This is a genomic window from Flavobacterium qiangtangense (assembly GCF_042658345.1).
Lineage (GTDB): Bacteria > Bacteroidota > Bacteroidia > Flavobacteriales > Flavobacteriaceae > Flavobacterium > Flavobacterium qiangtangense.
Map to the genome: position 1 here is coordinate 313,220 of NZ_JBHSQB010000009.1, position 25,360 is coordinate 338,579.

Here is a 25,360-nt window from a genome sequence, read left to right on the forward strand (position 1 = left end):
TTTATATAATTTGAAAATGAATAAATTATTAATCATAATAAGCTTTTTACTGATGTCATGTGAAAATCAAGAAATGTTTGTCAATTTAAAAAATCATTCCGGAATTGGGGTTTTTAGTCGTGGAGAAAACGAGGGAAAATCTTTTTATTACCAAAGTATTTTGGTGACCGATGATTCAAAAGATAAGACGTCGCTTAAAGCGGAATTATTGGCGTATCACTCAAAAAAAAGCGACTCTATTTTTTCAGATAATAAAATAATACAATTCAGTTCGACTTTTTATGAAAGCAATAGCAAAACAGTATATTTTATTGAAAAAGGCGATGATCCCGGAGGTTTTTCAAGTGAGATTCTCACCGATTACTATGATGAATTTGGGATAGCCGAAGTGGTAACGAAAAGAGTAAAAAATTCTAATGAATTTAAAACAGAAATTAGTTTTAAAAAATAAAACACAAACGTTTGATTTGGTTTAATGGAGAAATTTACGCCTATGGAAAAAAGCGCTTTTTTTAAGACAAAAGTGTCTTCTAATTATTTTGAAGTAAGAAATGAAATTAGTTTAAAAACCGAAGAAAGTGATTTTAAAGCAAGTTCTACTTATGAAATAGTTATGAAAAAAACGCCTGATGAAGACTATGATTTGTTTGTGGACCGATTAAAATTTAAGGTCAACGGAAAAGAAATAGAGAACAAATTTTCAAAGGTTTCTGACGAATATTTTAAATGTATTTTTCCAATAAAATTGCTGTTGAATGAAGAAAGTTTTGAGTTGGCAAATTACGAAGAAATTAAAAATAGAATAATCGAAAAAGACAGACAATTGCAAGATGAGATGGAAGGTGATGGTCTAAAATACATTCGAGATCAATTTTTTGAAAAGACAAATTCTTATGAAAAATTAAGCGAATTCATTTTTTCTCTCGGAATCATCAAAACATTAGAAAGCGCGATGCAACGATATTCTTTTGAGAAGAAAAGCAAATTTGACTGGACCTCACCAATTGTTGGAAAAACAGTTTGGCAATTAAAAAATGCAGACGAAGCTAAAGTTTCTGGTGAATATATTTATCAAAATAGTGATCAAAGTGAATTGTTAAATCATTTTAACCAGTACAGAATTGAAAATAATTTAGAAGAAATTAAGGAAGAGGTTTTGATAAAATCTGCGCTGAAACAGCAAATAAATTATGCAAACGAAACGCTATTTTTTACAGAATCAAAAACCGATATCAGCATTGAAATTGGTTCATTTTTAGATTATCAAGAAACACTTTTTTTAAAATCAGTGATGTAATTAAGTTATAAAAACGGCATTATGGAAACAGAAACCATTGATAATAACGAGGCAAAAGTTCAAGATAAATATGATCAAGAACAAAAAAAACAGGCCGAAGAACAACAACAAAAAGAAGCCGAAAAAAGTGAACACGATGATAAATATTTTGTAGTTCACGGAGCGACTTGTGTTTGCAATAAAGCAGAAGATATTACCAAAGAGGCAAAAATTGAAGTCACATCACACAAAAAACTCGTGATCAACGACAGCGACGGAAAATTTGCCGTGACAGAAGACGATAAAACGATAAATCCGCCAACGGCAACTTATGGAAAATGCACTTTAAAACCTTCATCTTCGGGAAATATGCCGTGCGCGCCAGCTTTTGGTCCAAAATGGGATAAGACATACGATAAAAAAATAGTTTCTGGAAAAACAGTGCTTACAGAAATCTCCACATTGCAGTGTACAGTCGGCGGAACAATTTCCATTAAAAAACACGGTCAGACAAATACTGTGGTGAAAGAACACGCAGAAAATACCGATCCTGCAGAGCAAATGCTGATAAATCCCGCGGTTCAGAAGCCGGTTTTGGAACAAGCATTTCCGGTGGTCGATACTATCGTTTTAAAAAATATCACTGGTCGAACAAATTTCACTGAATTAAGTTCTGCAAAATCTAAGGAAGTCGAGAAAATCAGAATCCGAAAAAATGACGAATGTGTTTTTACGGCCAAGTTAAAATCCGGGAATTCAGATTTGACTTCTTGGGTAATTTATGAAGGCACAAAAAAATCATTCGTCAGAGAGCAAACTGGTCCTCAATTTCAAAATGCCTTTTTAGCTTTAGGAACGTATCGCGTGGAAGGTTATGGGAAACCAAAGAGCCCTGATTATAGCGACGGTAGATACGATAAAAATTATACAGATTGCTCCATTGACGTGGAAGTTCTAGAAAACAAACTTGACGGAAACTCTTTAGGAACAAAGGATGGTGATGTTTTTTCTAGGGTAGATAAAGCCAAAACAAATCGTTTGAGGCAAAATTTTCCTGCCGTTTTTAAAGCTAAATTTTTATTAGAACCAAACCAAGAAGAGCTTCAGAGACTCAAATTTTTTGCCAAAGATGAAGCCGGAAATTTGATAACTGACGGAACTCAAAATGGTAATTCGTATACTTTTATACCCACAAATACAACCTCGCAATATACAATAACGGCAGATTATACCAATGAAAATGGCGTTGTTGAAACCCAAACATTTTCTGCAAAAACAGAAAATTTGTCTGTTTTGAGCATCACAAATGCGGCTGAAGTGATTCGTCCAGAAACGCCAATGAAATTTTCTGTAGGAAATACACAGTACAAAAGTTCAAATAATATTACGTCTGAAGAAGGAAATCAAATTAAATGGAATTTGAACGGAAGACCTGTGGGAACGGGTTCTTCCATCAATTTATCTGGATCAAATTTTCTCAAATTAGGAAATTATGTCGTTGAAGCTTTTGTGAATACCAGCAATGCTTTTGGTCCTAAATCAAAAGATGAGGCCGATGATTGGCGTTTTTCGGTAAAACATAACGATGTTGTGAGCATCAGTTTTCCTGAACAAACGAAAGCTGGGCGAAAATTTACGCTAAAAGCCGACAAATTTATAATGCCAAAAAACGACGAAGAAAAAGTTGTTTGGGATGTTAACGGCAAGCAAATCGAGGCAAATGCAATTGATGTCAAAATCGCCAAACCAGGAAAATTGACCGTTACTTGCAAGATCAACAGGCAACCAGGTATCAAGCAAATTATCGATATAAAACAGGCTGAACTTTTAGATGTAGTTTTTACTGATAAAAACGGCGTAAAGATGCAAAAAGCCAGTTGGGGCCATAAAGCCAATATTTATATAAAACACAAAGAGCTTTTGGGCGAGGATTTTAAAGTTCAAATCATTGACGATTCTAACGCAAAAGTTGTTCATGAAACGGCGATAAAAAAATATGACGGCGCTCTGATTCCAATGTCTTTTGATGGAAAAATGAAGTCAAGCGCTGGCGGTCATACCAAATTTCACATAAAAATAGAGGCGCAAGAACTCACGGTTAAAAATGAAGAAGTTAAATTCCCAAAAGCGGGAAGCTTTACTATAACAAGCGACAGAGAAATTTTTGACGCGATGCTTGGCGAAGAAAATGCTTCAAAAAAACACACAGCTGTTGATTACGACAAAATAAGTTGGTTTTATGCCCATACAACAGGAATTCCGGCCAATGAAGAATTAACCGTTGAGGTTTGGCAATCAGTTTTTGGTTTTGACAAAGACATGAAATACACCACAAAAGCAAAGGTTGACGAATCTGGAGTTCTAAAATGTCAGATCAAATGGAGCAAAATTCCGAAGATAAAAGAAATGCGGAAGGTTTATATCCAAGTAAAAAATAAAAATGGAGACAGTCTTTATGACGCTGACGGAAAAACAGAGGAAGCAACAGTACTTTTGCTATTTGCGCCCGCAGCCGTTAAAATGGTTGAGAATAAAAGTGCAGTTATTGTTGGAACCAGTCCGGCAGTTAAAGCAGGCGGTTGTCCAAATTGTCAAAAGCCAGTTACCGTGGCAGAATTAAAGCAAATATTTACACAGGCAGACGACACGACTTTAAGCAAAGTGGCTGATTATTACACAAAGCACATGAAAGATCTTGGCATGGATACCTGCTGGAATAAAGCACACTTTTTTGCGCAAGCTGTGGTTGAGTCTGGGTTAAAATTGCACGTAAAAAGCGGAGAAAATTTTAATTGGTATTACAAAGGATTGATAACCACGTTTGCTGCCTTTCAAACAACAGAAGGTAGAAAAAAAGCAGAATTGTGGGGAAGAGCAGTACTTAAACCTGCACTTCCGGGTGTTTCAGATGAAAACCAAAAAAACATTGCAAATTGGGCTTACTCGCCAACTTCTGCAAAAGGAAAAGAATTAGGAAATACAAAAGCAGACGACGGTTGGAATTTTAGAGGAAAGGGACTTGTGCAATTAACAGGAAGAAAAGCTTATGAATATGCAAACACTTATACTTTAAAAGAAAATTCAAACATTGTAGAAAATCCTAATTTGGTTTTAACCGATGAAGGAATTGCCGTGTTGTCGTCGATGGCTTTTTTTAAATGGAAAAATATTAATACCTTAACGAATGGAAAAATGGATACCAAGCCTATTTCCATTAAAGTTGGTAAAGAAGTTGACGGAAGTTACACGAAAAAGCAAAACGCGTTTAAAGATTTTACTTCAAAAGTATTTAAAGTCGAAAGTTGCGTTTATGGAAAATCAGAGCCAATTCCCGGAAAAGCACCTTGGGTTCCGTTTGCTCTTAAAGAAATCGGACAAAAGGCGATTCTTGGAAAAAAAGATAATAATCCAAGAATCTCTGAATATTTCGATGCATCTTCCAATGGAAAAGGATCGAATGAAGAAACAAATTGGTGTGGCGCATTTGTGAGTTGGTGCTTTGTACAAGCGGGTTACACGCCTCCGGCACTTTCTTGCAGAGCGGCGATGTGGCAATTTTGGAAACAAGACAAACCAATTTATGGTTCTGCCGCAGTAATCGATTGGGATGATAATCAAGAGGCGAAACCAGATGGAAAAGGAGGAGCCGTGGGTGGTTCTGGTCACATCACTTTTGTAATAGGAATCAGCGAAGACGGAAATCATTATTACTGCGTCGGCGGAAATCAAGGCGGTTCGCCAGGTGCAAGAACCGTTAAGATTTCAAAATATAGCAAAAGCGACATCGATTGGTTTGTGATTCCGCCAAATTACACGCCAATTGCAGATGAATATAAACTTAAAATTATGAAAAGTGAAGCTGACGTTGACAAAGCTTCCACCACTAGAAATTAAATATTCAATACTTATGAAATTAAAGATGCTTATTTTCTTGCTGTTTTTGATAGGATTTTCTTCCTGCCAAGAAAAAGATAAGGACCAGTCAGAACAAATTAATACCAGCGATATAATGGAAAATAAAGAAATTGAAACTTTGTTAAAAAAGCAAATTGAGGCTGGATATGCAGCCGAAAGATCTGAAACAGATTATCCAAATTACACGCTTTCTGAAAATGACTTGAATGCTTCCAATGAAATTTTAAAAGGATATTTGTCTTCCAATGGATATAAAGCGCCTTCGAATGATGAATTCGGAAAAAGAATTGAAACCATTTTTGGAAGAAAACTCGATTTTAGTTCTGATAAAAAAACCGTGTTTGTAAGTTTTACTTCGCCTTGTCAAAAAGAAATGAAATTCTTTAAAAACACCGATTTAGATTATGCAAATTATATCAGCAAAGAAGGGAATTTTATTTCAGAGTTGTTTTTTATTCCTGAAATAATGGATTACCAGAAAGTATTTCCTGAAATCGCAAAATTTGAAAATGATTTGCAAGAAGAAACCGCTGGTATTAAAATTTATAAATGGAACTCAAAAACTGATTTATCACGAGAGAGAAGCTATAATTTAAAGACGGTTTTAGCGAGAAATAAATATTTGTTTAACGACAGCAAGGCAGATCTTGAATGGTTGTTGAGCAGTGATAAAGATTTTTTGAAAATGCTGGTTTCGGTTTATGGATATGATTCTGAAGAAAAAATCAACAAACTTGTATTAAATGATTTTTATTCAAAATATGATAAATCGGTACCAAAACAAACGCAGAAAATCGGAGAGCTTTTCTTTGCTAAAGATTGCGACGGAAATTTGAAAATGCGCAAAGGATTGTTAGATTTTGTAAAGAAAAATACAACAGCTTCTGACAATCGATTTATTTATGCATTGGCAAATTATGCGTTGGTTTTGTTTGGCGGCGATATCGATAAGGTTTTCAATGAGGGCCAAGATCCATCAAAGAAATTTAAAACAGAGGAAAAGGCAATGATTATTGCTTATATTGCTAGTATTGAAAGTCCGGCTGTCGAGAAATTCAAGCAGGAAAATGCAACAGTTTGGAACAACGAAGCATCTGTAATTTATAATGTAGCTTCATCACATCCCGAAATTATGGTGATAATGAAGAAGAATAACTACTATAATATTCCAAATTTAAGCCAAATTGCAGAAAGCGCAACTGCTGAGGTTGAAGCTTATAAAATGCACATGCAAGATTAATATTAAAATAAAAAAGCGCGCTTAAACAATTTTAAGCGCGCTTTTTAAATAGATTTTTGACTACTACTTTTTGTCTAAATCTTTTGATCTGCTGAATCCCACAAGCAAGCCGATTCCTGCCATTGTAAGGATAATTGACGGATAAACCGCGCCGTTGTTCAAATCTGTGTAGGTTGTGATTAATAACGCTACAAAAATTCCAACGCCGCTTCCGATCAATAAGAAAGCAAAATTTAAGACAAAAATTTTCCACATTGAAGTTGTTTCTGATCTTCCTTTCATAAAAATAGAAGCATCAACTCCTTTTTCGATTAATGCGATTCTTTCTCGGTTTCTGGTAGAATACATTAGATAAAAGATTCCGAAAAGCATTGCGAAAAAACTGATTGGTATTAACATTCCTGGACCCATAACTGTATTTTTTAATTGATTGATATACCCTTATGACGACACGAAATTAATTTAGGTTACAGATTTAAGAAAAAAAATTATTTTTAATTTTCTTGTAACCTTTTGCACAAATGCTTCGTCTTACCAAATATGACTAAATTATCTGATCAGCACTACATCGCAGAAATCATTGGAGGAAATTCTAATGCGTTTGCTATTTTGGTTGACAGATATAAGGATTTAATATTTTCCTTGGCCTTAAAAATGGTCAAAAATAGAGAGGAAGCCGAAGAGGTTGCACAAGATACATTCATCAAAGTTTTTAATTCTTTGGATAAATTTAAAGGAGATTCAAAATTTTCAACTTGGATATATAAAGTAGCTTACAATACTTGCCTTGACCGAATCAAGAAAAATAAAAAAGACGAAGGAAATATAAATATCGACGATTTCTCAGAACATTTGGTCAAAACAATGGAAAATGCGCTAAGTCAAATGATGGAAGACGAACGGAAGAAATCGATTCAAGATTGCTTAAATTTGTTGCCGAGTGAAGAAGGATTTTTGCTAACTTTATTTTATTTTGATGATCAGAGTTTAGAGGAAATCGCCAAGATTATGAACATCACCGCCAACAATGTAAAAGTAAAACTCTACCGAAGTCGTCAAAAATTAGCCTCGATTTTAAAAGAAAAATTGGAACCCGAAATTATAAATTACTATGAAAGAGAACGATAAAAATGTAGAGCAATTTATAGAAAAAGTAATGAAGGAAACTTCGTTAGAAACGCCATCTTTTGATTTTACGTCTAAAATTATGGCGCAAGTTTCTGTTTTAGAACAAAGCAAAGTCAAAGAATACAAGCCGTTAATTTCTAAAAAAATATGGTTTTCAATCTTTGCGGTTTTAGTTGCAATGGTTTTTTATAGCATTTTTGCAAACAACGAAAAAACACAATTTGATATTGATTTTAGCGCTAAAATTTCAAGTTTAATTCCAACGATTCACGTTTCTGACGTCACGACTTATTCAATTTTAATTGTGACTTTGATGGTTTTAATTCAGATTTCGATATTGAAAAATTACTTTGATAAAAGATTTAACACCTAAATATTTAAATCGTATAAAAACAAAATAAAATGGTGCAACAATAGATTGATTTTAGGTAGGTAATTTAGCAGGAAGAATCGCATTAATAACCACAACCAAAAAATAAAGCTATGGACTCAAATTACATTATCACCAGACTTAAATCAACACAATTCAAATATCCAACTGTAGAATTGTTGCGTTCAAGATTGAAAAATCTTGATGAAAATATCAGATTTGAAATTTTATCATCGTTAAAAAAAGAACTTTGGAAAGAGAAAAATGTTGATATTTATGAACCGCTTATCGAATTAGTTTATAGAATGCCATTGGCTTCATAGATTTCTAAAATAACAAAAAGCCCGAACAAATAGCAAAGTCTATTGGTTCGGGTTTTTTTATTTTTTGCAACCAATAAATAATAATGCGAAACTTTTAAATATTGTTTTAGCTTAAATATTGTAATCTGTTAAATATCAACATTATATATTATCAAAACTTTGTGCTTTACAATCGTTGCAGTTTTCAAACTTTAGAAGTATCTTTGCGCCTTAATTCGAAAATCTAAAAATGAATAAATTATTGATTGTCGGGACAGTTGCTTTCGACGCTATTGAAACTCCTTTTGGGAAAACAGATAAAATTTTAGGCGGAGCAGCAACTTACATTGGTTTGTCAGCTTCACATTTTAACGTTAAATCTGCAATAGTTTCGGTTGTTGGCGATGATTTTCCACAAGAATATTTAGATCTTTTGACAAGCAGAAATATTGATATTTCAGGTCTTGAAATTGTTAAAGGCGGTAAAACGTTCTTCTGGAGCGGTTTGTACCATAACGATTTGAATTCAAGAGACACTTTAGATACACAATTAAACGTTTTGGCCGATTTTCAACCAAAGGTACCTCAGGATTTCAAAAATGCTGATGTAGTTATGTTAGGAAACCTGCATCCTTTGGTTCAAAGCAGTGTTTTAGACCAAATGGCAAAACAGCCAAAATTAGTAGTTTTAGATACGATGAACTTTTGGATGGATTGTGCCTTGCCAGAATTATTAGACGTAATCAAACGCGTTGACGTAATTACGGTTAACGACGAAGAAGCAAGACAATTAACAGGAGAATATTCTCTTGTAAAAGCGGCTGCAAAAATCCACACGATGGGACCAAAATACGTAGTGATCAAAAAAGGAGAACACGGAGCGTTGCTTTTCCACCAGAAAGAAATTTTCTTTGCACCGGCATTGCCATTAGAAGAAGTTTTTGATCCAACAGGAGCTGGAGATACTTTTGCAGGAGGATTCTCAGGATTCATTGCGCAAAGCGAAAATGTATCTTTCGACAATATGAAGAATGCGATCATATACGGTTCAAACTTAGCGTCTTTCTGCGTAGAAAAATTCGGAACAGAAAGAATGGTCAAACTAGAAAAAGCAGAAGTACAAGAAAGACTGCAACAATTCAAAGCCTTGACCCAGTTCGACATCGTCTTAGAAAAATAACGGATAACACCGAAGCCTCAGAAACGGGGCTTTTTTTAATTTATAGCATTAGCGAGAGGCAAGAGAGAATAGCCAAAAGCTGAAAGAGAATCAAGAAAAAAGAGTCAAGAAAAAAGAACCGCCACCCAACTGATATTATTTTAAATGCCTTATATGATAATTAAAGCCACAATTATCAAATTCTAAAATTTCTAAAATAAAAGTACTTCGGTACAAAAATTGCTTTTACAAAAACAACAACTACAACACAACAACTACAATGAGCGACGCTTTAAAACACGAGTGTGGTATTGCCCTTTTAAGATTAAAGAAACCGTTAGAATTCTATAAAGAAAAATACGGCACGGCATTTTACGGAGTACAAAAAATGTACCTGTTGATGGAAAAACAGCACAATAGAGGTCAAGATGGAGCTGGTTTTGCAAGCATCAAATTAGATGTGGAAGCAGGAGAAAGATACATCAGTCGCGTGCGTTCAAATGATCCACAGCCAATCCAAGACGTTTTTGCGCAGATTAACGCCAGAATCAACGAAGAATTGGCGGAACACCCAGAATATGCTGACAGCGTGGAGCTTCAGAAAAAACACATTCCATATATCGGAGAATTGTTTTTAGGCCACGTTCGCTACGGAACTTTCGGCAAGAACAGCATCGAGAGCGTGCACCCTTTCTTGCGCCAAAACAACTGGATGCACAGAAACCTGATCGTTGCCGGAAACTTCAATATGACGAATGTCAAAGAACTTTTTGACAGCTTGATCGAGTTAGGACAGCATCCAAAAGAAATGGCGGATACCGTTACCGTAATGGAAAAAATCGGACATTTTCTTGATGATGAGGTTACTGATTTGTACCAAGATTGCAAAAACGAAGGACTTTCAAAAAGAGAAGCTTCGCCAGTAATTGCAGAAAGACTGGACGTTGGTAAAATCTTGCGCAGAGCGGCAAAGGGCTGGGATGGAGGTTATGCAATGGCAGGACTTTTCGGTCACGGAGATGCTTTTGTTTTCAGAGATCCAGCAGGGATTCGTCCGGCTTATTTTTATGAAGATGATGAAATTACAGTTGTCGCTTCAGAAAGACCGGTTATCCAGACGGTTTTCAATGTTCCTTTCGAAAAAGTGCAAGAATTAGATCCAGGTCACGCCTTGATTATCAAGAAAAACGGAACAGTTACGAAGGAAGAAATTCTGACTCCAACGGTTAAAAAAGCGTGTTCATTCGAAAGAATTTATTTCTCAAGAGGAAGCGACGCAGAAATTTACCAAGAAAGAAAAGATTTAGGAAAATTGATTCTTCCGGCAGTTTTGGAAGCAATTGACCAAGATACCGACAATACTGTTTTCTCCTATATCCCAAACACAGCAGAAACTTCGTTCTACGGAATGGTGGAAGCCGCACAGGATTTCTTAAACCAAAGAAAAAACGATTATATTTTAGCCAATAAAGACACGCTTACGGTTGAAACTTTGCACAAGTTATTGGAAGTAAAAATCCGTACCGAAAAAGTCGCGATTAAAGATGCCAAACTTCGAACATTTATTACAGAAGATAGCAGTCGTGATGATTTGGTTGCGCACGTGTATGACGTAACTTATGGCGTGATCAAGCCCGAAGATAATTTGGTAATCATTGATGACAGTATCGTTCGCGGTACGACTTTAAAGAAAAGTATCATCAAAATGATGGACCGATTAAATCCTAAAAAGATTGTTGTGGTTTCATCAGCGCCACAAATTCGTTATCCAGATTGCTACGGAATCGATATGGCAAAATTAGAAGGTTTGGTTGCTTTTCAAGCGGCTTTAGAACTTTTGAAAGAAAGAAACCTTTACCATATTGTTGACGAAGTGTATGCTAAATGTAAAGCGCAAGAAAATTTCAAAGATGCTGACGTTGTTAATTATGTAACTGAAATCTATGCGCCGTTTAAACCGCAGGAAGTTTCAGATAAAATTGCCACGATGTTAAGTTCAGAAGATATCAATGCTGAGGTAAAAATTATTTTCCAAACGGTTGAAAATCTTCATATTGCTTGTCCGAAGAATCTTGGAGACTGGTATTTCACCGGAGATTATCCAACGCCAGGAGGAAATCGCGTTGTGAATCGCGCCTTTATGAATTTTTATGAAGGGAAAGACTCTCGAGCTTATTAAGAAAAGGTTAAAAATGCGCACTTAATCGATTTTATGAGTCGATTGGTCTAATAAACTTTGCGATTAGCAAACATTTATCTTATATTTGAGCTACCATAGCATTAGTAGGTTAAGTTTATGGTAGATTTGGGGCAAAAAGGGTGGAAGAAATTCCGCCTTTTTTATTTTATAAAATTTCGTAAATTACTGTAATAAAGCATCTCATAACCGAGATGTTTTTTTTTGGTGAAGTAAGTAAAATATCACAAAAGTTGCACTTAATCGGTTTTATTAAACTTTAAACAGATATAATTGCACAAAGAATAAAACAGCTTTACATTTGGACTACCATAGCATTAGTAGGTTAAGTTTATGGTAGATTTGGGGCAAAAAGGGTGGAAGCAATTCCGCCTTTTTTATTTTATAGACTTTCGGTTTTAAGCAAAAAAAAGCGTCCTTTTCAGAACGCTTTTCTATAATTTAAGAAATATTATTTCTCAGAAGCATATCTTCTTGAAACTTCTTCCCAGTTGATTACATTGAAAAAAGCCTCGATATAATCAGGTCTTCTGTTTTGGTAATTCAAATAATAAGCGTGTTCCCAAACATCCATCCCAAGGATTGGAGTTCCACCGCAACCCACTTCTGGCATCAACGGATTGTCTTGATTTGGAGTACCACAAACTTCTAATTTCCCACCTTTTTGAACACAAAGCCAAGCCCATCCAGAACCAAATTGAGTAGCGCCTGCTTTTGCAAACTTCGCTTTGAACTCTTCAAAAGTTCCAAAATCTCTTTCAATAGCGTCTAATAATTCTCCTTTTGGAAGTCCGCCACCATTCGGAGACATTACTTTCCAAAACAAGTTATGATTGTAAAAACCACCCCCGTTATTTCTGACTGCAGCATTTTTTTTATCAAGGTTGATTAAGATATTTTCAATCGTTAAACCCGCCAAATCAGTACCTTCGATAGCAGCGTTTAAGTTGGTTGTGTATGCATTATGATGTTTAGTATGGTGAATTTCCATAGTTTTAGCATCAATATGTGGTTCCAATGCATCATAAGCATACGGTAATTTTGGTAATTCAAAAGCCATAATATGTTTGTTTTAAAGATTTATAAAATATTTATTTCAAAATTAAACATTTAACTTTGGAATTGGAAATACTATTTTGTTATAATTGTATTAACGTAAATGATAATGTCATAATTTTTAAGGCTAAATGTGAAGATTTGTCGATACTGGCTTGTTTTAAATTCTAGATTTATGAGAAATACACTTTTATATTTTGTGCTATTCTTTATTATTTCGTGTCAGAATAAAAAAGGAGATATTATTGAAATATATCTTACGAACCATAGAATTGAATCATACGAAGGAGTTCCCTTAAGAGTTGCTATAAAAGATAGTGTTATTTTGAGACAAGTTCTTGAAAGCTGGGGAGAAGAAATAAGAATTGACACGGTAAATGATAAGCCCATTTTTATGGGACATTTTCAAGCAGAAGAGAAAGATTTACAAAAGAAACCCTTTATAGAGGATTCAGAAATTATTGGTTTAGATTTTAAAAATTCCAGAATACATTTTAAGAAATCAGTTACAGAAAAAATATATGATTCTCTTCCTAAATGGAATAAAAGAAAAGAATTTGGAAAGCAGTTTGTGCTTTGCCATAATGGTAAAATTGTGATTAAAGGTTATTTGATAAATTCCTATTCGTCTAAATGGTCAAGTACTTATCTGATATCATATCACGCATTGCCAGATAAAAACGATGTTATAAAACAGGTTTCCTTTCCAATAAATTATGGATTGAATTTTGAGGAAAATAAATTAAAGAAGCACGAAAATTTATATGGAGCATTTAAAAACAGAGAAATTTTAGAAAATAAAAACTAAATGCAAAAGACAGCATTCTCCATATACGACGCGTCCGCAGGTTCAGGAAAAACCTTCACTTTGGTAAAAGAATACCTTAAAATTCTCTTGACATCTAAAAAAAATGATGCCTACAGAAATATTTTGGCCATCACTTTTACAAACAAAGCCGTGGCCGAAATGAAAGGCAGAATCGTCACGAGCCTTTTTGAGTTTACCAAAGACGAACCAAGCGCAAAAGCCGTCGATTTGATGAACATAATTGCCGAAGAAACCGCCTTGAAAACTTTTGAAATCAAGTCGAAATCACAGCAAATCATCAAAAATATTATCCACAATTATGCGTCGTTTGATATTTCCACGATTGATAAATTCACGCACAAAGTCATTCGCGCTTTTGCCCACGACTTAGGTCTGCCGATAACTTTTGACGTTTCCCTGGAAACCGATAATCTTTTAACCGAAGCCGTTGACGCCATAATTGCACAAGCCGGCGAAGAAGAAACGCTCACCAAATTGCTCGTGGATTTTACGATGGAAAAAACCGACGACGATAAAAGTTGGGACATCACCAGAGAAATTATGGACACAGGAAGATTGCTTCTCAACGAAAACAATCGTACTGAAATTACCCATTTTCAAGATAAATCAATCGCTGAATTTGTGGCCATAAAGAAGAAAATCCAAGAAACGGTTAAAAATCTAGAAACCGAATGCATTGATTTTGCAAGCCAAATTTTGGAACAAATTTCTTCTAATGCAATTGATGAAAAATCATTTTCTGCAGGACATTTTCCAAAGCATTTGCAAAGCATAAAAGACAATCGATTCAATTCAAAAAACAAGACGTATCACGAATTTGACGACATTAAAATAAATAAAACGGCAAAAGACAAATCAATAATTGAAAGTATCATCCCAGAAATGCTTTCGGTTTTGGCTTGCGTTTATAAAAATCACGAAAAGATTGGTTTTTACAATGCGTTCCTGAAAAATATTACGCCACTATCGCTTTTAAATACGGTCAGTCAAGAATTGGCCAAAATCCAGAAAGAGCAAAACGTTTTATCGATTTCAGAATTCAATGCGATAATTCACCGCGAAATTCAGAACCAGCCGGCTCCGTTTATTTATGAACGTTTGGGCGAACGCTACAAGCATTTTTTCATCGACGAATTCCAGGATACGTCAGAAATGCAGTGGCAAAACCTGATTCCGTTGATTGACAACGCGCTTTCGAGCGAAGATTTATCGGGAGAACAAGGTTCGTTGATGATTGTGGGCGACCCAAAACAGTCGATTTATCGCTGGCGTGGCGGAAAAGCAGAACAGTTTATCGAGTTGAGCAAAGACCACAATCCTTTTGTGAATCCTGATAAAAAATTGGAGCATTTGGATAGAAATTTCCGAAGTTATTCTGAAGTAATTGATTTCAATAATCGGTTTTTTAAGATGCTTTCCAATGAATTTACAAACGAAGATTACAAAGATTTATACGAAAATCACAGCCACCAGCATTCCAATTCAAAGGTTGGCGGTTATGTAAATATTTCCTTTATTCCAAATCCCGACACTTCGGGAGAAAAGCTAGATTCTGGAGAAGAAGCTTTAGATAAAACCGAATTATTTGTTTTGGCAACGCTAAATGCGATTCACAGAAGCAACGCGAGAGGCTTTGAATACAGGGATATTGCAATTCTTACGCGGAAGCGAGACCAAGGAATTGCACTCGCCAATTATCTGACAGAACAAGGAATTCCGTTGCTTTCGTCAGAAACTTTGATGATTGAAAATGCCACGGAAGTTATCTTTATTTTGAACGTTCTCAGGTATTTGAAAAACAGCAATGACTTGGAATCAAAGGCAAGTTTGTTGCAATATATTGCCCAAAATATCCAAAACGAGCTTCCGATTCACGACTTTATTTTTGAAGGAATGGCGTTGAAAGACGAAAAAGAATTTGAAAATTGGCTTTTGCATTTTGAAATATCGCTTTCATTCCAAAACTTACGCAGAAAATCGTTGTATGAAGCCGTTGAAATCATCGTTTCAAAGTTTATTAATTTGAAGCAAAACAACGCATATATTCAGTATTTCCTGGATTTGGTTCTAGAACGAGACGTCAAAAATCAAGCAGGAATTACCGATTTTTTATATTATTGGGAGAAAAACGGAAGCAAATTCAGCATTCCGTCGCCCGAAGGAAAAAATGCGGTCCGAATTATGACGATTCACAAGTCAAAAGGTTTGGAATTTCCGGTCGTAATTTTGCCTTTTGCCGAAGAAAATTATTCGTTGAAACCAAAAGATAAATTGTGGCTCGACGGCGAAGAAAATTTATCAGAATTGCCTAAAGTTTTAATTGATAATTCGAGTGCTGTCGAAGGTTTTGGCCAAGAAGCATCGTTTGTTTACCAACAGAAAAAACAAGAAGATTTGCTTGATAATGTAAATGTTTTGTATGTGGCGTTAACGCGCGCCGAAGAACAATTGTATGTGATTTCGAATATGAATTTGTCTTCCAAAGGAGAAATTCCGAAAAATAATATGGCGACTTTTTTCATTAATTATTTAGAACTTTACGGAGGTTTTGGTCCGGATAAATTTGAATATGAAATTGGAAATCCTACAAAATTATCAGACGCATCTTCGAAAATGGAAGAAGCGCCAAAAGTGCCTTTCGTAAAAGAAGTTTTAGACCCAAAAGCCATAAAAATTGCCCAAAGAGAATCGTTAATGTGGGGCACAAATCAGCAAAAAGCTATTGAATATGGAAACGTAGTTCATGAAATTTTGTCGTATGTGGAAACCATTTCTGATGTAGAATTGGCAATTTCAAAAGCCATTGAAAACGGATTAATTACGGAAAATCAAAAGGCAGAAGTTTCGGAAACAATCTTACATATTTTAAACCATCCAGAGCTTTCAGATTACTTTTTAATCGAAAATAAAGTGATGAACGAACAGACGATTATCCAGAAACAAGGCACGCCAATTAAACCCGACAGAATGGTTTTGGCACAAAATAAAGAAGTGTATTTACTCGATTATAAAACCGGAGTTCATAACCAAAAATACCAAAAACAGTTGGAAAATTATCAATTTGCCATTGAACAAATGGGTTTTAAAGTGACCAAAAAAGCGTTGGTTTACATCGGAGAACAAGTAAATGTAGTAAATTTGTGGGCAGAAATTAGGGAAAAGCCAATAGGCAAAAGTTCCTGAACCATAAACCCAAAACCTTATACCAAAAAATATGTACGGAAAAATAAAAGAACATCTTCAGTCAGAATTACAGACCATTGAAGATAACGGAATTTTTAAAAAAGAACGAATTATCACGTCGCCACAAGGTGCTGAAATCACGATTTCAACGGGCGAAAAAGTATTGAATTTTTGTGCCAATAATTACCTTGGATTGTCATCACATCCAGAAGTAGTTCAAGCAGCAAAAGATGCTTTAGATACGCACGGTTTTGGGATGTCATCGGTTCGTTTCATCTGCGGAACTCAAGATATTCACAAGACTTTGGAACAAAAAATTGCTGATTTCTACGGAACAGAAGACACGATTTTGTACGCTGCGGCTTTTGATGCAAACGGAGGCGTTTTTGAGCCTTTGTTAGGAGAAAATGATGCGATAATTTCTGATTCTTTAAACCATGCTTCGATTATCGACGGAGTTCGTTTGTGTAAAGCTTCTCGTTATCGTTATGAAAATAGCAATATGGAAGATTTAGAACAGCAATTAATCAAGGCAAATGAAGCGGGTCATCATTTTAAAATCATTGTGACAGACGGTGTTTTTTCTATGGATGGCGTGGTGGCTCCGTTAGATAAAATCTGTGATTTGGCTGACAAATATGATGCTTTGGTGATGGTTGACGAATGCCACGCCGCAGGATTTATTGGCGCTACCGGAAAAGGAACTTTAGAAGCAAAAGGCGTGATGGGACGCGTCGATATCATTACCGGAACTCTCGGAAAAGCGCTTGGAGGTGCAATGGGTGGTTACACAACTGCCAAAAAAGAAATCATCGAAATTTTGCGCCAGCGTTCACGACCGTATTTGTTTTCAAATTCTTTGGCTCCGTCAATCGTGGGTGCTTCAATTAAAGTTTTTGAGCTTTTGGAAAAAGACACAACGCTGAGAGACAAGCTTGAATGGAATACAAATTACTTCAAAAAAGGAATGAAAGAAGCTGGTTTTGACATCATTGACGGCGATTCAGCAATAGTGCCAGTAATGCTTTATGATGCAAAGTTATCACAAACTATGGCCAATGAATTGCTGAAAAAAGGCATTTATGTGATAGGATTTTTCTTTCCAGTAGTTCCAAAAGACAAGGCGAGGATCAGAGTTCAGCTTTCTGCGGCTCATACGAAAGAACACTTAGATGCTGCTATTCAGGCTTTTACGAGTGTAGGAAAAGATTTAGACGTAATCTAAATTAACATTTAACTAAAATTGCGTTAATTTTTTAACAGAAATCTTTGTAATTAAATTTTAACATCTTACTTTTGTCTGTAATTAACGTATTGTAATCTAATAAAATTAAGTATGAAACATCTAAACAAAATCTTTGCTGCTGCATTGTTAGCATTTGGCTTGAACGCCAATGCGCAAGACAGCGACAATCCGTGGGCGATCACTTTTGGTGCCAACGCAGTGGATACAAGAATTAGCGCAGCTAAAAGTTTTACAAACCAATTTGACGAATTTTTCAATGTAAAAGACAACTGGAATATTCTTCCTTCTGTATCTTACTTGAACGTGTCTAGAAGCGTAGGTTCTGGATTCGTATTTGGTGTGACTGGATCTGTTAACAAAATTGACAAATTCGTAAACACAAAAACTCCAGGAACTTACAGTACTTTTGTAACAACTGATCCAGGAGATTTGACTTATTATGGTATTGATGGGGTTATTAAATATAGCTTCATGCCACTTATCGGATCTAAAGTTATTGACCCATCGATCCACGTTGGTGGAGGTTACACTTTCTTAGGTGACGCTAGCGCTGGAACTGTAAATGGAGGTTTAGGATTAACTTTCTGGTTTACAGAAACTGTTGGTCTTTCTCTTCAATCTACTTACAAACATTCATTTGATGATACAAGAACGCCAAACGTTGATGTAGCATCTCACATGCAGCACTTTGCTGGTCTTACTTTCAAATTTGGAGGAAAAGATACAGACGGAGACGGAATCTACGATAAAGATGACGCTTGTCCAGAAGTTGCTGGTTTAAAAGAATTCCAAGGTTGTCCTGATACTGACGGAGACGGAATCGCTGATAAAGATGACGCTTGTCCAGAAGTTGCTGGTTTAAAAGAATTCCAAGGTTGTCCTGATACTGACGGAGACGGAATCGCTGATAAAGATGATGCTTGTCCAGAAGTTGCTGGTCCAAAAGCATTAAACGGATGTCCTGATACTGACGGAGACGGTGTTGCTGATAAAGATGACAAATGTCCACAAGTTAAAGGTCCTAAAGAAAATGCAGGTTGCCCATGGCCAGATACTGACGGAGACGGAGTTCTTGACAAAGATGACAAATGTCCAAATGTAAAAGGAACTGTTGCAAACAACGGATGTCCAGAAATTACTGAAGAGCAAGTTAATAAATTGAATGCTTACGCTAAAACTATCTTGTTCAACAGCGGTAAAGCTACTTTCAAACCAGAAACTATGCCAGTATTGGAAGCTATCAACGCTATCCTTAAAGAATATCCAACTTCAAGATTCTCTATCGAAGGTCACACTGATAGCGATGGTTCAAACGCGTTAAACCAAACGCTTTCTGAAAACAGAGCTGCAGCAGTTAAAAACTTCTTGATTGAAAATGGAATCGAATCTTCAAGATTAAGATCTACAGGATTTGGTGAAACTAAACCAATCACGACTAACAAAACTGCTAAAGGTAAAGCTGCAAACAGAAGAGTTGAAGTGAAATTAATCAAAGATTAATTAGAACCTAAATAAGTTTTTATTGAAAACGTCCCGATTTATCGGGACGTTTTTTTATTTTTACCTTATGACTACGACTACATTTCTTGATAAAATTGCCAAAACGATAATTGATAATTACAGCGAAAAATTATCAGATTTGATAGTTGTACTACCGAATAAAAGGGCAAAGGTATTCTTAATTGAAGCTTTAAAAAATGCAACAGAAACTACGGTATTTGCACCGCAGATTATCAGTATTGAAGATTTTATACAAGATATTGCTGGCATTCGTTCTGTAGATAGTATCGAATTGGTTTTTGAATTCTATGAAGTATATCTAGAAATTACGGCTAAAGATAAACAACAGACTTTTGAGTTGTTTGCCAATTGGGGAAAAACATTGCTTCAAGATTTCAATGAAATCGACCGCTATTTATTAGAGCCAAATCATGTTTTATCTTACTTAAAAGACATCGAAGATATCAAGCACTGGTCTGTCGATGCCGAAAAAAGAACCAAGATGATTGACAATTATCTTCAGTTCTGGGATTTGCTACCAAGTTATTATGAGTCACTTTACAACCATCTTCTTAAAAAAGGAATCGGTTACCAAGGTTTGATTTACCGCGAAGCCGTCAAAAATCTAAATCAGTTCTCAGACAAAATTGGCGAAAACGAATACCTTTTTGCAGGTTTCAACGCCTTGAATGCTTCCGAAGAAAAAATCGTACAACATTTATTGGCAATTGATAAAGCTAAAATTTTCTGGGATGCAGACGACGCGTTTCTGACTGACCCCTTTCACGATGCCGGATTGTTTTTAAGACGATTTAAAGAAAGCTGGAAACATTACAAATCACATCCGTTTGAATGGATTGTAGATGATTTCTCGCAATCAAAAAATATTCAGATAATCGGAACTCCAAAAACCATTGGCCAGGCCAAAATCGCTGGAAATATCATTGAAGAAAATATCGAAAAAAACGAAAATTCTTTGAACAAAACCGCAATTGTTTTGGGCGAAGAAAATCTTTTAGTTCCGTTGTTGTATTCGCTTCCAAATAGCGTTGGCGCGCTAAATATCACGATGGGATATTCCGGAAAAAATAATCCAGCGCAGATTTTGATAGCCAAATTGTTCAAAATGCACACCAATGCGTTGTCCAGAAACAAGAACAGTTACGTTTTTTATTACAAAGATGTGCTAGACATTTTAACGCATCCGCTGGTGGAACCTTACGCGAAAACTGGCGATTTGGTAAAAATCATCAACGCTAATAATTATACTTTTATACTTCAAAGCAAATTATTTGAATTAAACCAAAATCAAAGTCCGCTTTTTCTATTGCTTTTCAAAAAGTGGGAAAATGGCGCGATGGCAGTTTTACAAACTATTTCTGAATTATTGCTTCAGATAAAATCGAATTTAAGCAACGATTCTGAAGAAGAAAAAATCACGAAAGCCTTTGTGTATTCGATTTTTAAAGTGATTAACAAGCTGATAAATTATTACTCAAAACATCAGCAAATCGACACGATTGACACGCTTTACGCAATTTACAAACAGATTATCGATTTGGCCGAAGTTTCTTTTGAAGGCGAGCCTTTGAACGGATTGCAAATTATGGGAGTTTTGGAAAGCCGTGTTTTGGATTTTGAAACCGTGATTGTAACTTCGATGAATGAAGGTAAATTTCCGGCAGGAAAATCCCAGAATTCCTTTATTCCTTATGATGTGAAACGAGAATTGGGACTGCCGACTTTCAAGGAAAAAGACGCGATTTATACATATCATTTCTATCATTTATTACAAAGAGCAAAAAATATTTATCTGCTTTACAATACCGAAAGTGAAGGTTTGGACGGAGGCGAAAAGAGCCGATTCATAACCCAATTGGAAGTTGAGAAGCAAAAAAATCATACGATTACGCACGAAGTTTACAATGCCACTTTGCCAGACGTAGCGTATCAACCCATCGTGATTCCAAAGTCGGAAAAAGTGATGGAAAGATTAAGAGAAATTGCAGAAAGCGGATTTTCTCCTTCGGCGTTGACGAGTTATATCAGAAATCCGATTCAGTTTTACATGCAGAAAATCCTGCGCATTCGTGAAGTGGAAGAAGTGGAGGAAAATATTGCTTTGAATACGCTGGGAACCATTATTCATGGGACTTTAGAAGAATTATACAAACCTTTAATTGATAAATTTCTTACTTCCGAAGATATCAAAAATTGCATCAAATTAATCGATGAAGAAGTTTTAAAGCAATTTAAGGAAGTTTACAAAGAAGGCGAAATCAAGAAAGGGCGAAACCTTTTGGCTTTTGAAGTGGCCAAGCGAAACGTCTTAAATTTCTTGAAAATGGAACTTCAGGAAATTGAAAATGGCGATGCTGTGAAAGTTTTGGCATTGGAAAAAACATACGAGAGAAAGTTAGAACATTCCGGTTTGCCTTTTCCAGTTTTAATCAAAGGAAATGTAGACAGAATCGAACTTCGCAACGGAAAAATCAGAATTATTGATTACAAAACCGGGAAAGTTGATGCCAGAGATGTGACTCTAAAACAATGGAACAACTTGACTTCAGAAATAAAATCGGATAAAATTATTCAGGTTTTGGCGTATGCGTTTATGTATGAACCGCATCTTCAAGGACAAGAAATGGAAGTCGGAATTATTTCTTTCAAGAACTTAAAAAACGGATTTCTTCCGTTTAATTTTAAAATCGATAAGACGGAAATTTCTACAATCAACCAAGATATTTCTGAAAATTATATTGAACAATTGGTGGTTTTGCTGAATGAAATTTTGGATGTGAATGCTCCTTTTGAGGAGAAAATTTAGTGTTTTTCTTCCCTTTAGTGTTTTCTGTTTATATTTGCTGTCAATTCATACTATTAGTAACAATATTGGCTTAAGGAATAAAAAAAGTTATGGAAGAAAGCATATTTAAAGAAATACCTGCGCATAAAATTTATAGTGATAAGTTAATTTGGGTTGGCACGTTTTTAGGAGGTCCTTTAGTAGCGGGTTATTTTATTTCAGAAAATTATAAAGCATTTGGGGAACAGCAGAATGTAAATAGAACATGGTTGGCTACAATTATGGCATCAACAGTCATTTTTTTAATTATTTTCTTAATTCCAGAAAATATAAATATTCCAAATTTTCTTTTTCCACTTACTTATACGGCAATAGTAGTAGCAATTGTAAAGAAACTACAAGGTGAAAAAATGGATACGCATATCCAATTGGGTGGATTGTTTTTTGGATGGGGAAGAACTATTTTAGCCAGTATTATTGGTCTTATCGTGACTTTTGTTGGAATTTTTATAATTGCCTTTTCAATAGATTACATTCAACAGCCAGATAATGTTGTAAAGCAATATGGTACACTGAATCATGAGATCCATTACGATCCATTTAATATTTCTGAGAAAGATATAGATAATATTGCAAGTGCTTTTACGAGAGCAAATTATTTTGATAGAGATTTTGCGAAATTCGTTTATGCTAAGAAAGAAAATAATGAATATAAACTTTCGTTGTCAATAACAAATGATGTTTTGAAAGAATCTGCAATAATTCAAGCTTACAGGAAACTCCATGCAGATATTAAAAGAGAATTTCCGAAAAATAAAATAGTATTTTTGCTTGTTGTGGATAGCCTTGATAATGTTGTTATGAAAATCGAATAAATCGATTATTTTAGCATTCTAAAAAACTCCAACAAATTATTTCTCAATTCCTCACGATTTTCAATCGGGCTCATGTGTCCGTCTGGGAAAGTGATTAATTTAACCGAAGTATTTTCAATCTGTTCGATGCTTTCTTCGTAATTTAAAACCGGGTCGCTTTTTCCTAAAATCAATAAAATCGGGTAATTAGCAAAATGCAAAATCACTTCTCGGTCTTTGCGAATTTTCATTCCTTCGAGAGAAGCGACGATTCCTTGCAATGGCGTTTTTAAAGCTTCAGTTTTTACATTTTCAATTTCAGATTCTAATCTTTCTCGGTTATTTTCTGAAAATAAATTAGCGATAGAAAGCCGTACAAAGTTTGTATAATTTTGTTTTACAGCCTTAATTGCTCGGTCACGATTGGTTTTTCGTTCGTCAGAATCGGCTCTTGAAGTAGAATTTAAAAGCACAATTCCTTTCACATTGTCAGCATACAATTCGGCGAAGGCCAAAGCCACATAACCGCCCATGGAATGCCCGATGAAAACGGCTTTTCTGATTTTTAATTCTGATAAAACGGCGTGAACCACATCAGCATTGTCTTCCATCGAATGGATATAGCCCAAAGGTTCGGTGTTTCCATGACCCAATAAATCGATAGAAATTACGCGGTATTTCTTAGAAAAATCCGGAATAAAATAATCCCACATTTTGCTGTTTTCCAAAAATCCGTGGAGGAAAACCAATGCGGTTCCTTTGCCGGAATCTGTGAAAGAGATTTTTGTGTTTTTGTAGATTATTTGTTTCAAAGTCGTTGTTTTGTTTTGCAAAAATATAATTTATTAATTGTACGAGACAATTTTTTTGCCACAGATTAAATGGATTTCCAAAGATTCGCGATAAAAAATCATTTTTAATCTGTGGCAAAAAAAACGGCTCGCAATCTGCAAGCCGTTTTCTGAAAACTGCAATCTAAAAACTGCAATCTTTTAAGCATTCATCAAGCTCTCAATTTCCTCAACTTCCACAGGAATATTGCGCATCAAGTTAAACGGTTCGCCTGATTCTTGAACCACAACATTGTCCTCGATTCTGATTCCGAAACCTTCTGCTGGAATATAAATTCCTGGTTCTACTGTGAAAACCATATTGGCTTGCATTGGTTCGTGCAATAATCCGTAATCGTGCGTGTCAAGTCCCATGTGGTGCGACGTTCCGTGCATAAAATATTTTTTATAAGCTGGCCAATCCGGATTTTCGTTCTGAACGTCAGCCTTGTCTAAAAGTCCTAATCCTAATAATTCAGAAGTCATAATTTTTCCAACTTCCAAGTGATATTGTTTCCAAAGCGTTCCCGGCGTAAGCATTTTCGTAGCTTCATTTTTTACTCTCAAAACCGCGTTGTAAACCGCTTTTTGTCTTTCAGAATATCGTCCAGAAACCGGAATTGTTCTTGACAAATCGCTTGAATAATTAGCATATTCTGCAGCGACATCCAATAAAATCAAATCGCCTGCTTTACATTGCTGATTGTTTTCGATGTAATGTAAAACATTGGCATTATTTCCAGAAGCGATAATCGGCGTGTAAGCAAAACCTTTGGAACGATTTCTCACAAATTCGTGAATCAACTCAGCTTCAATTTCATATTCGGTCACATTTGGTTTTACAAATGACAATAATCTTCTGAAGCCTTTTTCTGTTATATTGCAAGCATTTTGGATCAAATCAATTTCCTCACTTTCCTTCACAGAACGCAAACGCTGTAAAATTGGGTTTGATTTTTCTACTTTGTGCGCTGGATAATTCTCTTTCCACCATTTTACAAAACGAGCTTCGCGAGTTTCAGTATCCACAGAAGCACGGTAATGTTCATTTGTATTGATATAAATCGTTTCAGAATAAGCCATGATTTCCTTCAAAGTCTTGTGGAAATCTTGCAACCAAATCACGGTTTTTACGCCAGAAGTTTCGAAAGCGCGTTCTTTTGTCAACTTTTCTCCTTCCCAAATTGCAATGTGCTCGTTGGTTTCTTTTAAGAAAAGAATCTCCTTTAAATTTTCATAAGGCGCATCAGGAAAAAGCAGTAAAATACTTTCTTCTTGATCAACGCCACTTAAATAAAAGATGTCGCGGTGCTGTGCAAACGGCAAAGTGCTGTCTGCAGAAACTGGATAAATATCGTTAGAATTGAAAATGGCAACACTATTTGGCTTCATTTGAGCCGTAAACTTTTCACGATTTTTGATAAAAAGCTGACGGTCGATTTGATGGTATTTCATAATTTAAAAATTTT

At 35.3% G+C, this 25,360-nt stretch carries 19 protein-coding genes; 15 read left to right on the forward strand and 4 right to left on the reverse strand.

Features of this window, described 5'->3' with window-relative positions; all coding sequences use genetic code 11:
- Nucleotides 1–16: 16 nt before the first annotated feature.
- From ACFPVY_RS13265 to ACFPVY_RS13280, 4 genes are read left to right on the forward strand one after another with little or no spacing between them, the layout of a single operon-like run.
- Nucleotides 17–451, forward strand: coding sequence for a hypothetical protein (locus tag ACFPVY_RS13265; protein WP_379792579.1), 435 nt, complete (start codon nt 17–19; stop codon nt 449–451).
- 42 nt (nt 452–493) lie between these two features.
- Nucleotides 494–1,297, forward strand: coding sequence for a hypothetical protein (locus ACFPVY_RS13270; protein WP_379792580.1), 804 nt, complete (start codon nt 494–496; stop codon nt 1,295–1,297).
- 21 nt (nt 1,298–1,318) lie between these two features.
- Complete coding sequence (locus ACFPVY_RS13275; RefSeq protein ID WP_379792581.1) at nt 1,319–5,170, forward strand: PAAR-like protein; 3,852 nt, start codon at nt 1,319–1,321, stop codon at nt 5,168–5,170.
- A 13-nt stretch (nt 5,171–5,183) separates the two neighbouring features.
- Entirely contained in the window at nt 5,184–6,431 is a 1,248-nt protein-coding gene (locus ACFPVY_RS13280; RefSeq protein WP_379792582.1) for a hypothetical protein, read from the forward strand.
- Between the two features lie 63 nt (nt 6,432–6,494).
- Here ACFPVY_RS13280 and ACFPVY_RS13285 read toward each other — a convergent pair whose 3' ends face one another.
- On the reverse strand, nt 6,495–6,842 hold the full coding sequence (locus ACFPVY_RS13285) for a DUF6249 domain-containing protein (protein WP_379792583.1): 348 nt from the start codon (nt 6,840–6,842) through the stop codon (nt 6,495–6,497).
- A gap of 129 nt (nt 6,843–6,971) precedes the next feature.
- Here ACFPVY_RS13285 and ACFPVY_RS13290 point away from each other — a divergent pair, with 129 nt between their 5' ends.
- From ACFPVY_RS13290 to ACFPVY_RS13310, 5 genes are all read left to right on the forward strand, one after another.
- Nucleotides 6,972–7,559 carry an RNA polymerase sigma factor gene (locus ACFPVY_RS13290; protein WP_379792584.1) on the forward strand — a complete coding sequence of 196 codons (588 nt, stop codon included), beginning with the start codon at nt 6,972–6,974 and terminating at the stop codon, nt 7,557–7,559.
- Nucleotides 7,543–7,932 (forward strand): hypothetical protein, encoded by a 390-nt coding sequence (locus ACFPVY_RS13295; protein ID WP_379792585.1) that lies wholly within the window; start codon nt 7,543–7,545, stop codon nt 7,930–7,932. The genes ACFPVY_RS13290 and ACFPVY_RS13295 overlap by 17 nt, the downstream gene beginning before the upstream one ends.
- A 110-nt stretch (nt 7,933–8,042) precedes the next feature.
- Complete coding sequence (locus ACFPVY_RS13300) at nt 8,043–8,252, forward strand: hypothetical protein (protein ID WP_379792586.1); 210 nt, start codon at nt 8,043–8,045, stop codon at nt 8,250–8,252.
- A gap of 229 nt (nt 8,253–8,481) precedes the next feature.
- Nucleotides 8,482–9,411 (forward strand): PfkB family carbohydrate kinase, encoded by a 930-nt coding sequence (locus ACFPVY_RS13305; RefSeq protein WP_379792587.1) that lies wholly within the window; start codon nt 8,482–8,484, stop codon nt 9,409–9,411.
- 259 nt (nt 9,412–9,670) lie between these two features.
- Nucleotides 9,671–11,569, forward strand: coding sequence for an amidophosphoribosyltransferase (locus tag ACFPVY_RS13310; RefSeq protein WP_379792588.1), 1,899 nt, complete (start codon nt 9,671–9,673; stop codon nt 11,567–11,569).
- Between the two features lie 469 nt (nt 11,570–12,038).
- On the opposite strand, the gene ACFPVY_RS13315 is transcribed toward ACFPVY_RS13310, so the two are convergent.
- Nucleotides 12,039–12,647, reverse strand: a complete 609-nt coding sequence (locus tag ACFPVY_RS13315; protein ID WP_379792589.1) for a superoxide dismutase — start codon at nt 12,645–12,647, stop codon at nt 12,039–12,041.
- 171 nt (nt 12,648–12,818) lie between these two features.
- Here ACFPVY_RS13315 and ACFPVY_RS13320 point away from each other — a divergent pair, with 171 nt between their 5' ends.
- From ACFPVY_RS13320 to ACFPVY_RS13345, 6 genes are all read left to right on the forward strand, one after another.
- Nucleotides 12,819–13,451: a hypothetical protein gene (locus ACFPVY_RS13320; RefSeq protein ID WP_379792590.1), complete on the forward strand. Its 633-nt coding sequence runs from the start codon at nt 12,819–12,821 to the stop codon at nt 13,449–13,451.
- Nucleotides 13,452–16,655, forward strand: a complete 3,204-nt coding sequence (locus tag ACFPVY_RS13325) for a UvrD-helicase domain-containing protein (RefSeq protein WP_379792591.1) — start codon at nt 13,452–13,454, stop codon at nt 16,653–16,655.
- Between the two features lie 31 nt (nt 16,656–16,686).
- On the forward strand, nt 16,687–17,880 hold the full coding sequence (gene kbl, locus ACFPVY_RS13330) for a glycine C-acetyltransferase (RefSeq protein WP_379792592.1): 1,194 nt from the start codon (nt 16,687–16,689) through the stop codon (nt 17,878–17,880).
- A 111-nt stretch (nt 17,881–17,991) separates the two neighbouring features.
- Nucleotides 17,992–19,401 (forward strand): OmpA family protein, encoded by a 1,410-nt coding sequence (locus tag ACFPVY_RS13335; protein ID WP_379792593.1) that lies wholly within the window; start codon nt 17,992–17,994, stop codon nt 19,399–19,401.
- Nucleotides 19,402–19,468: 67 nt separating this feature from the next.
- On the forward strand, nt 19,469–22,228 hold the full coding sequence (locus ACFPVY_RS13340; RefSeq protein WP_379792594.1) for a PD-(D/E)XK nuclease family protein: 2,760 nt from the start codon (nt 19,469–19,471) through the stop codon (nt 22,226–22,228).
- Between the two features lie 89 nt (nt 22,229–22,317).
- Nucleotides 22,318–23,082, forward strand: coding sequence for a hypothetical protein (locus ACFPVY_RS13345; protein ID WP_379792595.1), 765 nt, complete (start codon nt 22,318–22,320; stop codon nt 23,080–23,082).
- Between the two features lie 5 nt (nt 23,083–23,087).
- Here the strand turns inward: ACFPVY_RS13345 and ACFPVY_RS13350 are convergent, their stop codons facing one another.
- Both ACFPVY_RS13350 and ACFPVY_RS13355 read right to left on the reverse strand, forming a co-directional pair.
- On the reverse strand, nt 23,088–23,873 hold the full coding sequence (locus ACFPVY_RS13350) for an alpha/beta fold hydrolase (protein ID WP_379792596.1): 786 nt from the start codon (nt 23,871–23,873) through the stop codon (nt 23,088–23,090).
- Nucleotides 23,874–24,053: 180 nt separating this feature from the next.
- On the reverse strand, nt 24,054–25,346 hold the full coding sequence (locus ACFPVY_RS13355; protein ID WP_379792597.1) for an aminopeptidase P family protein: 1,293 nt from the start codon (nt 25,344–25,346) through the stop codon (nt 24,054–24,056).
- Between the last annotated feature and the right edge of the window lie 14 nt (nt 25,347–25,360).

Coding starts and splice junctions, on each gene's coding strand:
- ACFPVY_RS13300 (WP_379792586.1), top strand. CDS start 8,043: ATGGACTCAAATTACATTATCACCAGACTTAAATCAACACAATTCAAA.
- ACFPVY_RS13280 (WP_379792582.1), top strand. CDS start 5,184: ATGAAATTAAAGATGCTTATTTTCTTGCTGTTTTTGATAGGATTTTCT.
- kbl (WP_379792592.1), top strand. CDS start 16,687: ATGTACGGAAAAATAAAAGAACATCTTCAGTCAGAATTACAGACCATT.
- ACFPVY_RS13355 (WP_379792597.1), bottom strand. CDS start 25,346: ATGAAATACCATCAAATCGACCGTCAGCTTTTTATCAAAAATCGTGAA.
- ACFPVY_RS13315 (WP_379792589.1), bottom strand. CDS start 12,647: ATGGCTTTTGAATTACCAAAATTACCGTATGCTTATGATGCATTGGAA.
- ACFPVY_RS13325 (WP_379792591.1), top strand. CDS start 13,452: ATGCAAAAGACAGCATTCTCCATATACGACGCGTCCGCAGGTTCAGGA.
- ACFPVY_RS13295 (WP_379792585.1), top strand. CDS start 7,543: ATGAAAGAGAACGATAAAAATGTAGAGCAATTTATAGAAAAAGTAATG.
- ACFPVY_RS13270 (WP_379792580.1), top strand. CDS start 494: ATGGAAAAAAGCGCTTTTTTTAAGACAAAAGTGTCTTCTAATTATTTT.
- ACFPVY_RS13340 (WP_379792594.1), top strand. CDS start 19,469: ATGACTACGACTACATTTCTTGATAAAATTGCCAAAACGATAATTGAT.
- ACFPVY_RS13310 (WP_379792588.1), top strand. CDS start 9,671: ATGAGCGACGCTTTAAAACACGAGTGTGGTATTGCCCTTTTAAGATTA.
- ACFPVY_RS13305 (WP_379792587.1), top strand. CDS start 8,482: ATGAATAAATTATTGATTGTCGGGACAGTTGCTTTCGACGCTATTGAA.
- ACFPVY_RS13345 (WP_379792595.1), top strand. CDS start 22,318: ATGGAAGAAAGCATATTTAAAGAAATACCTGCGCATAAAATTTATAGT.
- ACFPVY_RS13290 (WP_379792584.1), top strand. CDS start 6,972: ATGACTAAATTATCTGATCAGCACTACATCGCAGAAATCATTGGAGGA.
- ACFPVY_RS13265 (WP_379792579.1), top strand. CDS start 17: ATGAATAAATTATTAATCATAATAAGCTTTTTACTGATGTCATGTGAA.
- ACFPVY_RS13320 (WP_379792590.1), top strand. CDS start 12,819: ATGAGAAATACACTTTTATATTTTGTGCTATTCTTTATTATTTCGTGT.
- ACFPVY_RS13275 (WP_379792581.1), top strand. CDS start 1,319: ATGGAAACAGAAACCATTGATAATAACGAGGCAAAAGTTCAAGATAAA.
- ACFPVY_RS13285 (WP_379792583.1), bottom strand. CDS start 6,842: ATGGGTCCAGGAATGTTAATACCAATCAGTTTTTTCGCAATGCTTTTC.
- ACFPVY_RS13335 (WP_379792593.1), top strand. CDS start 17,992: ATGAAACATCTAAACAAAATCTTTGCTGCTGCATTGTTAGCATTTGGC.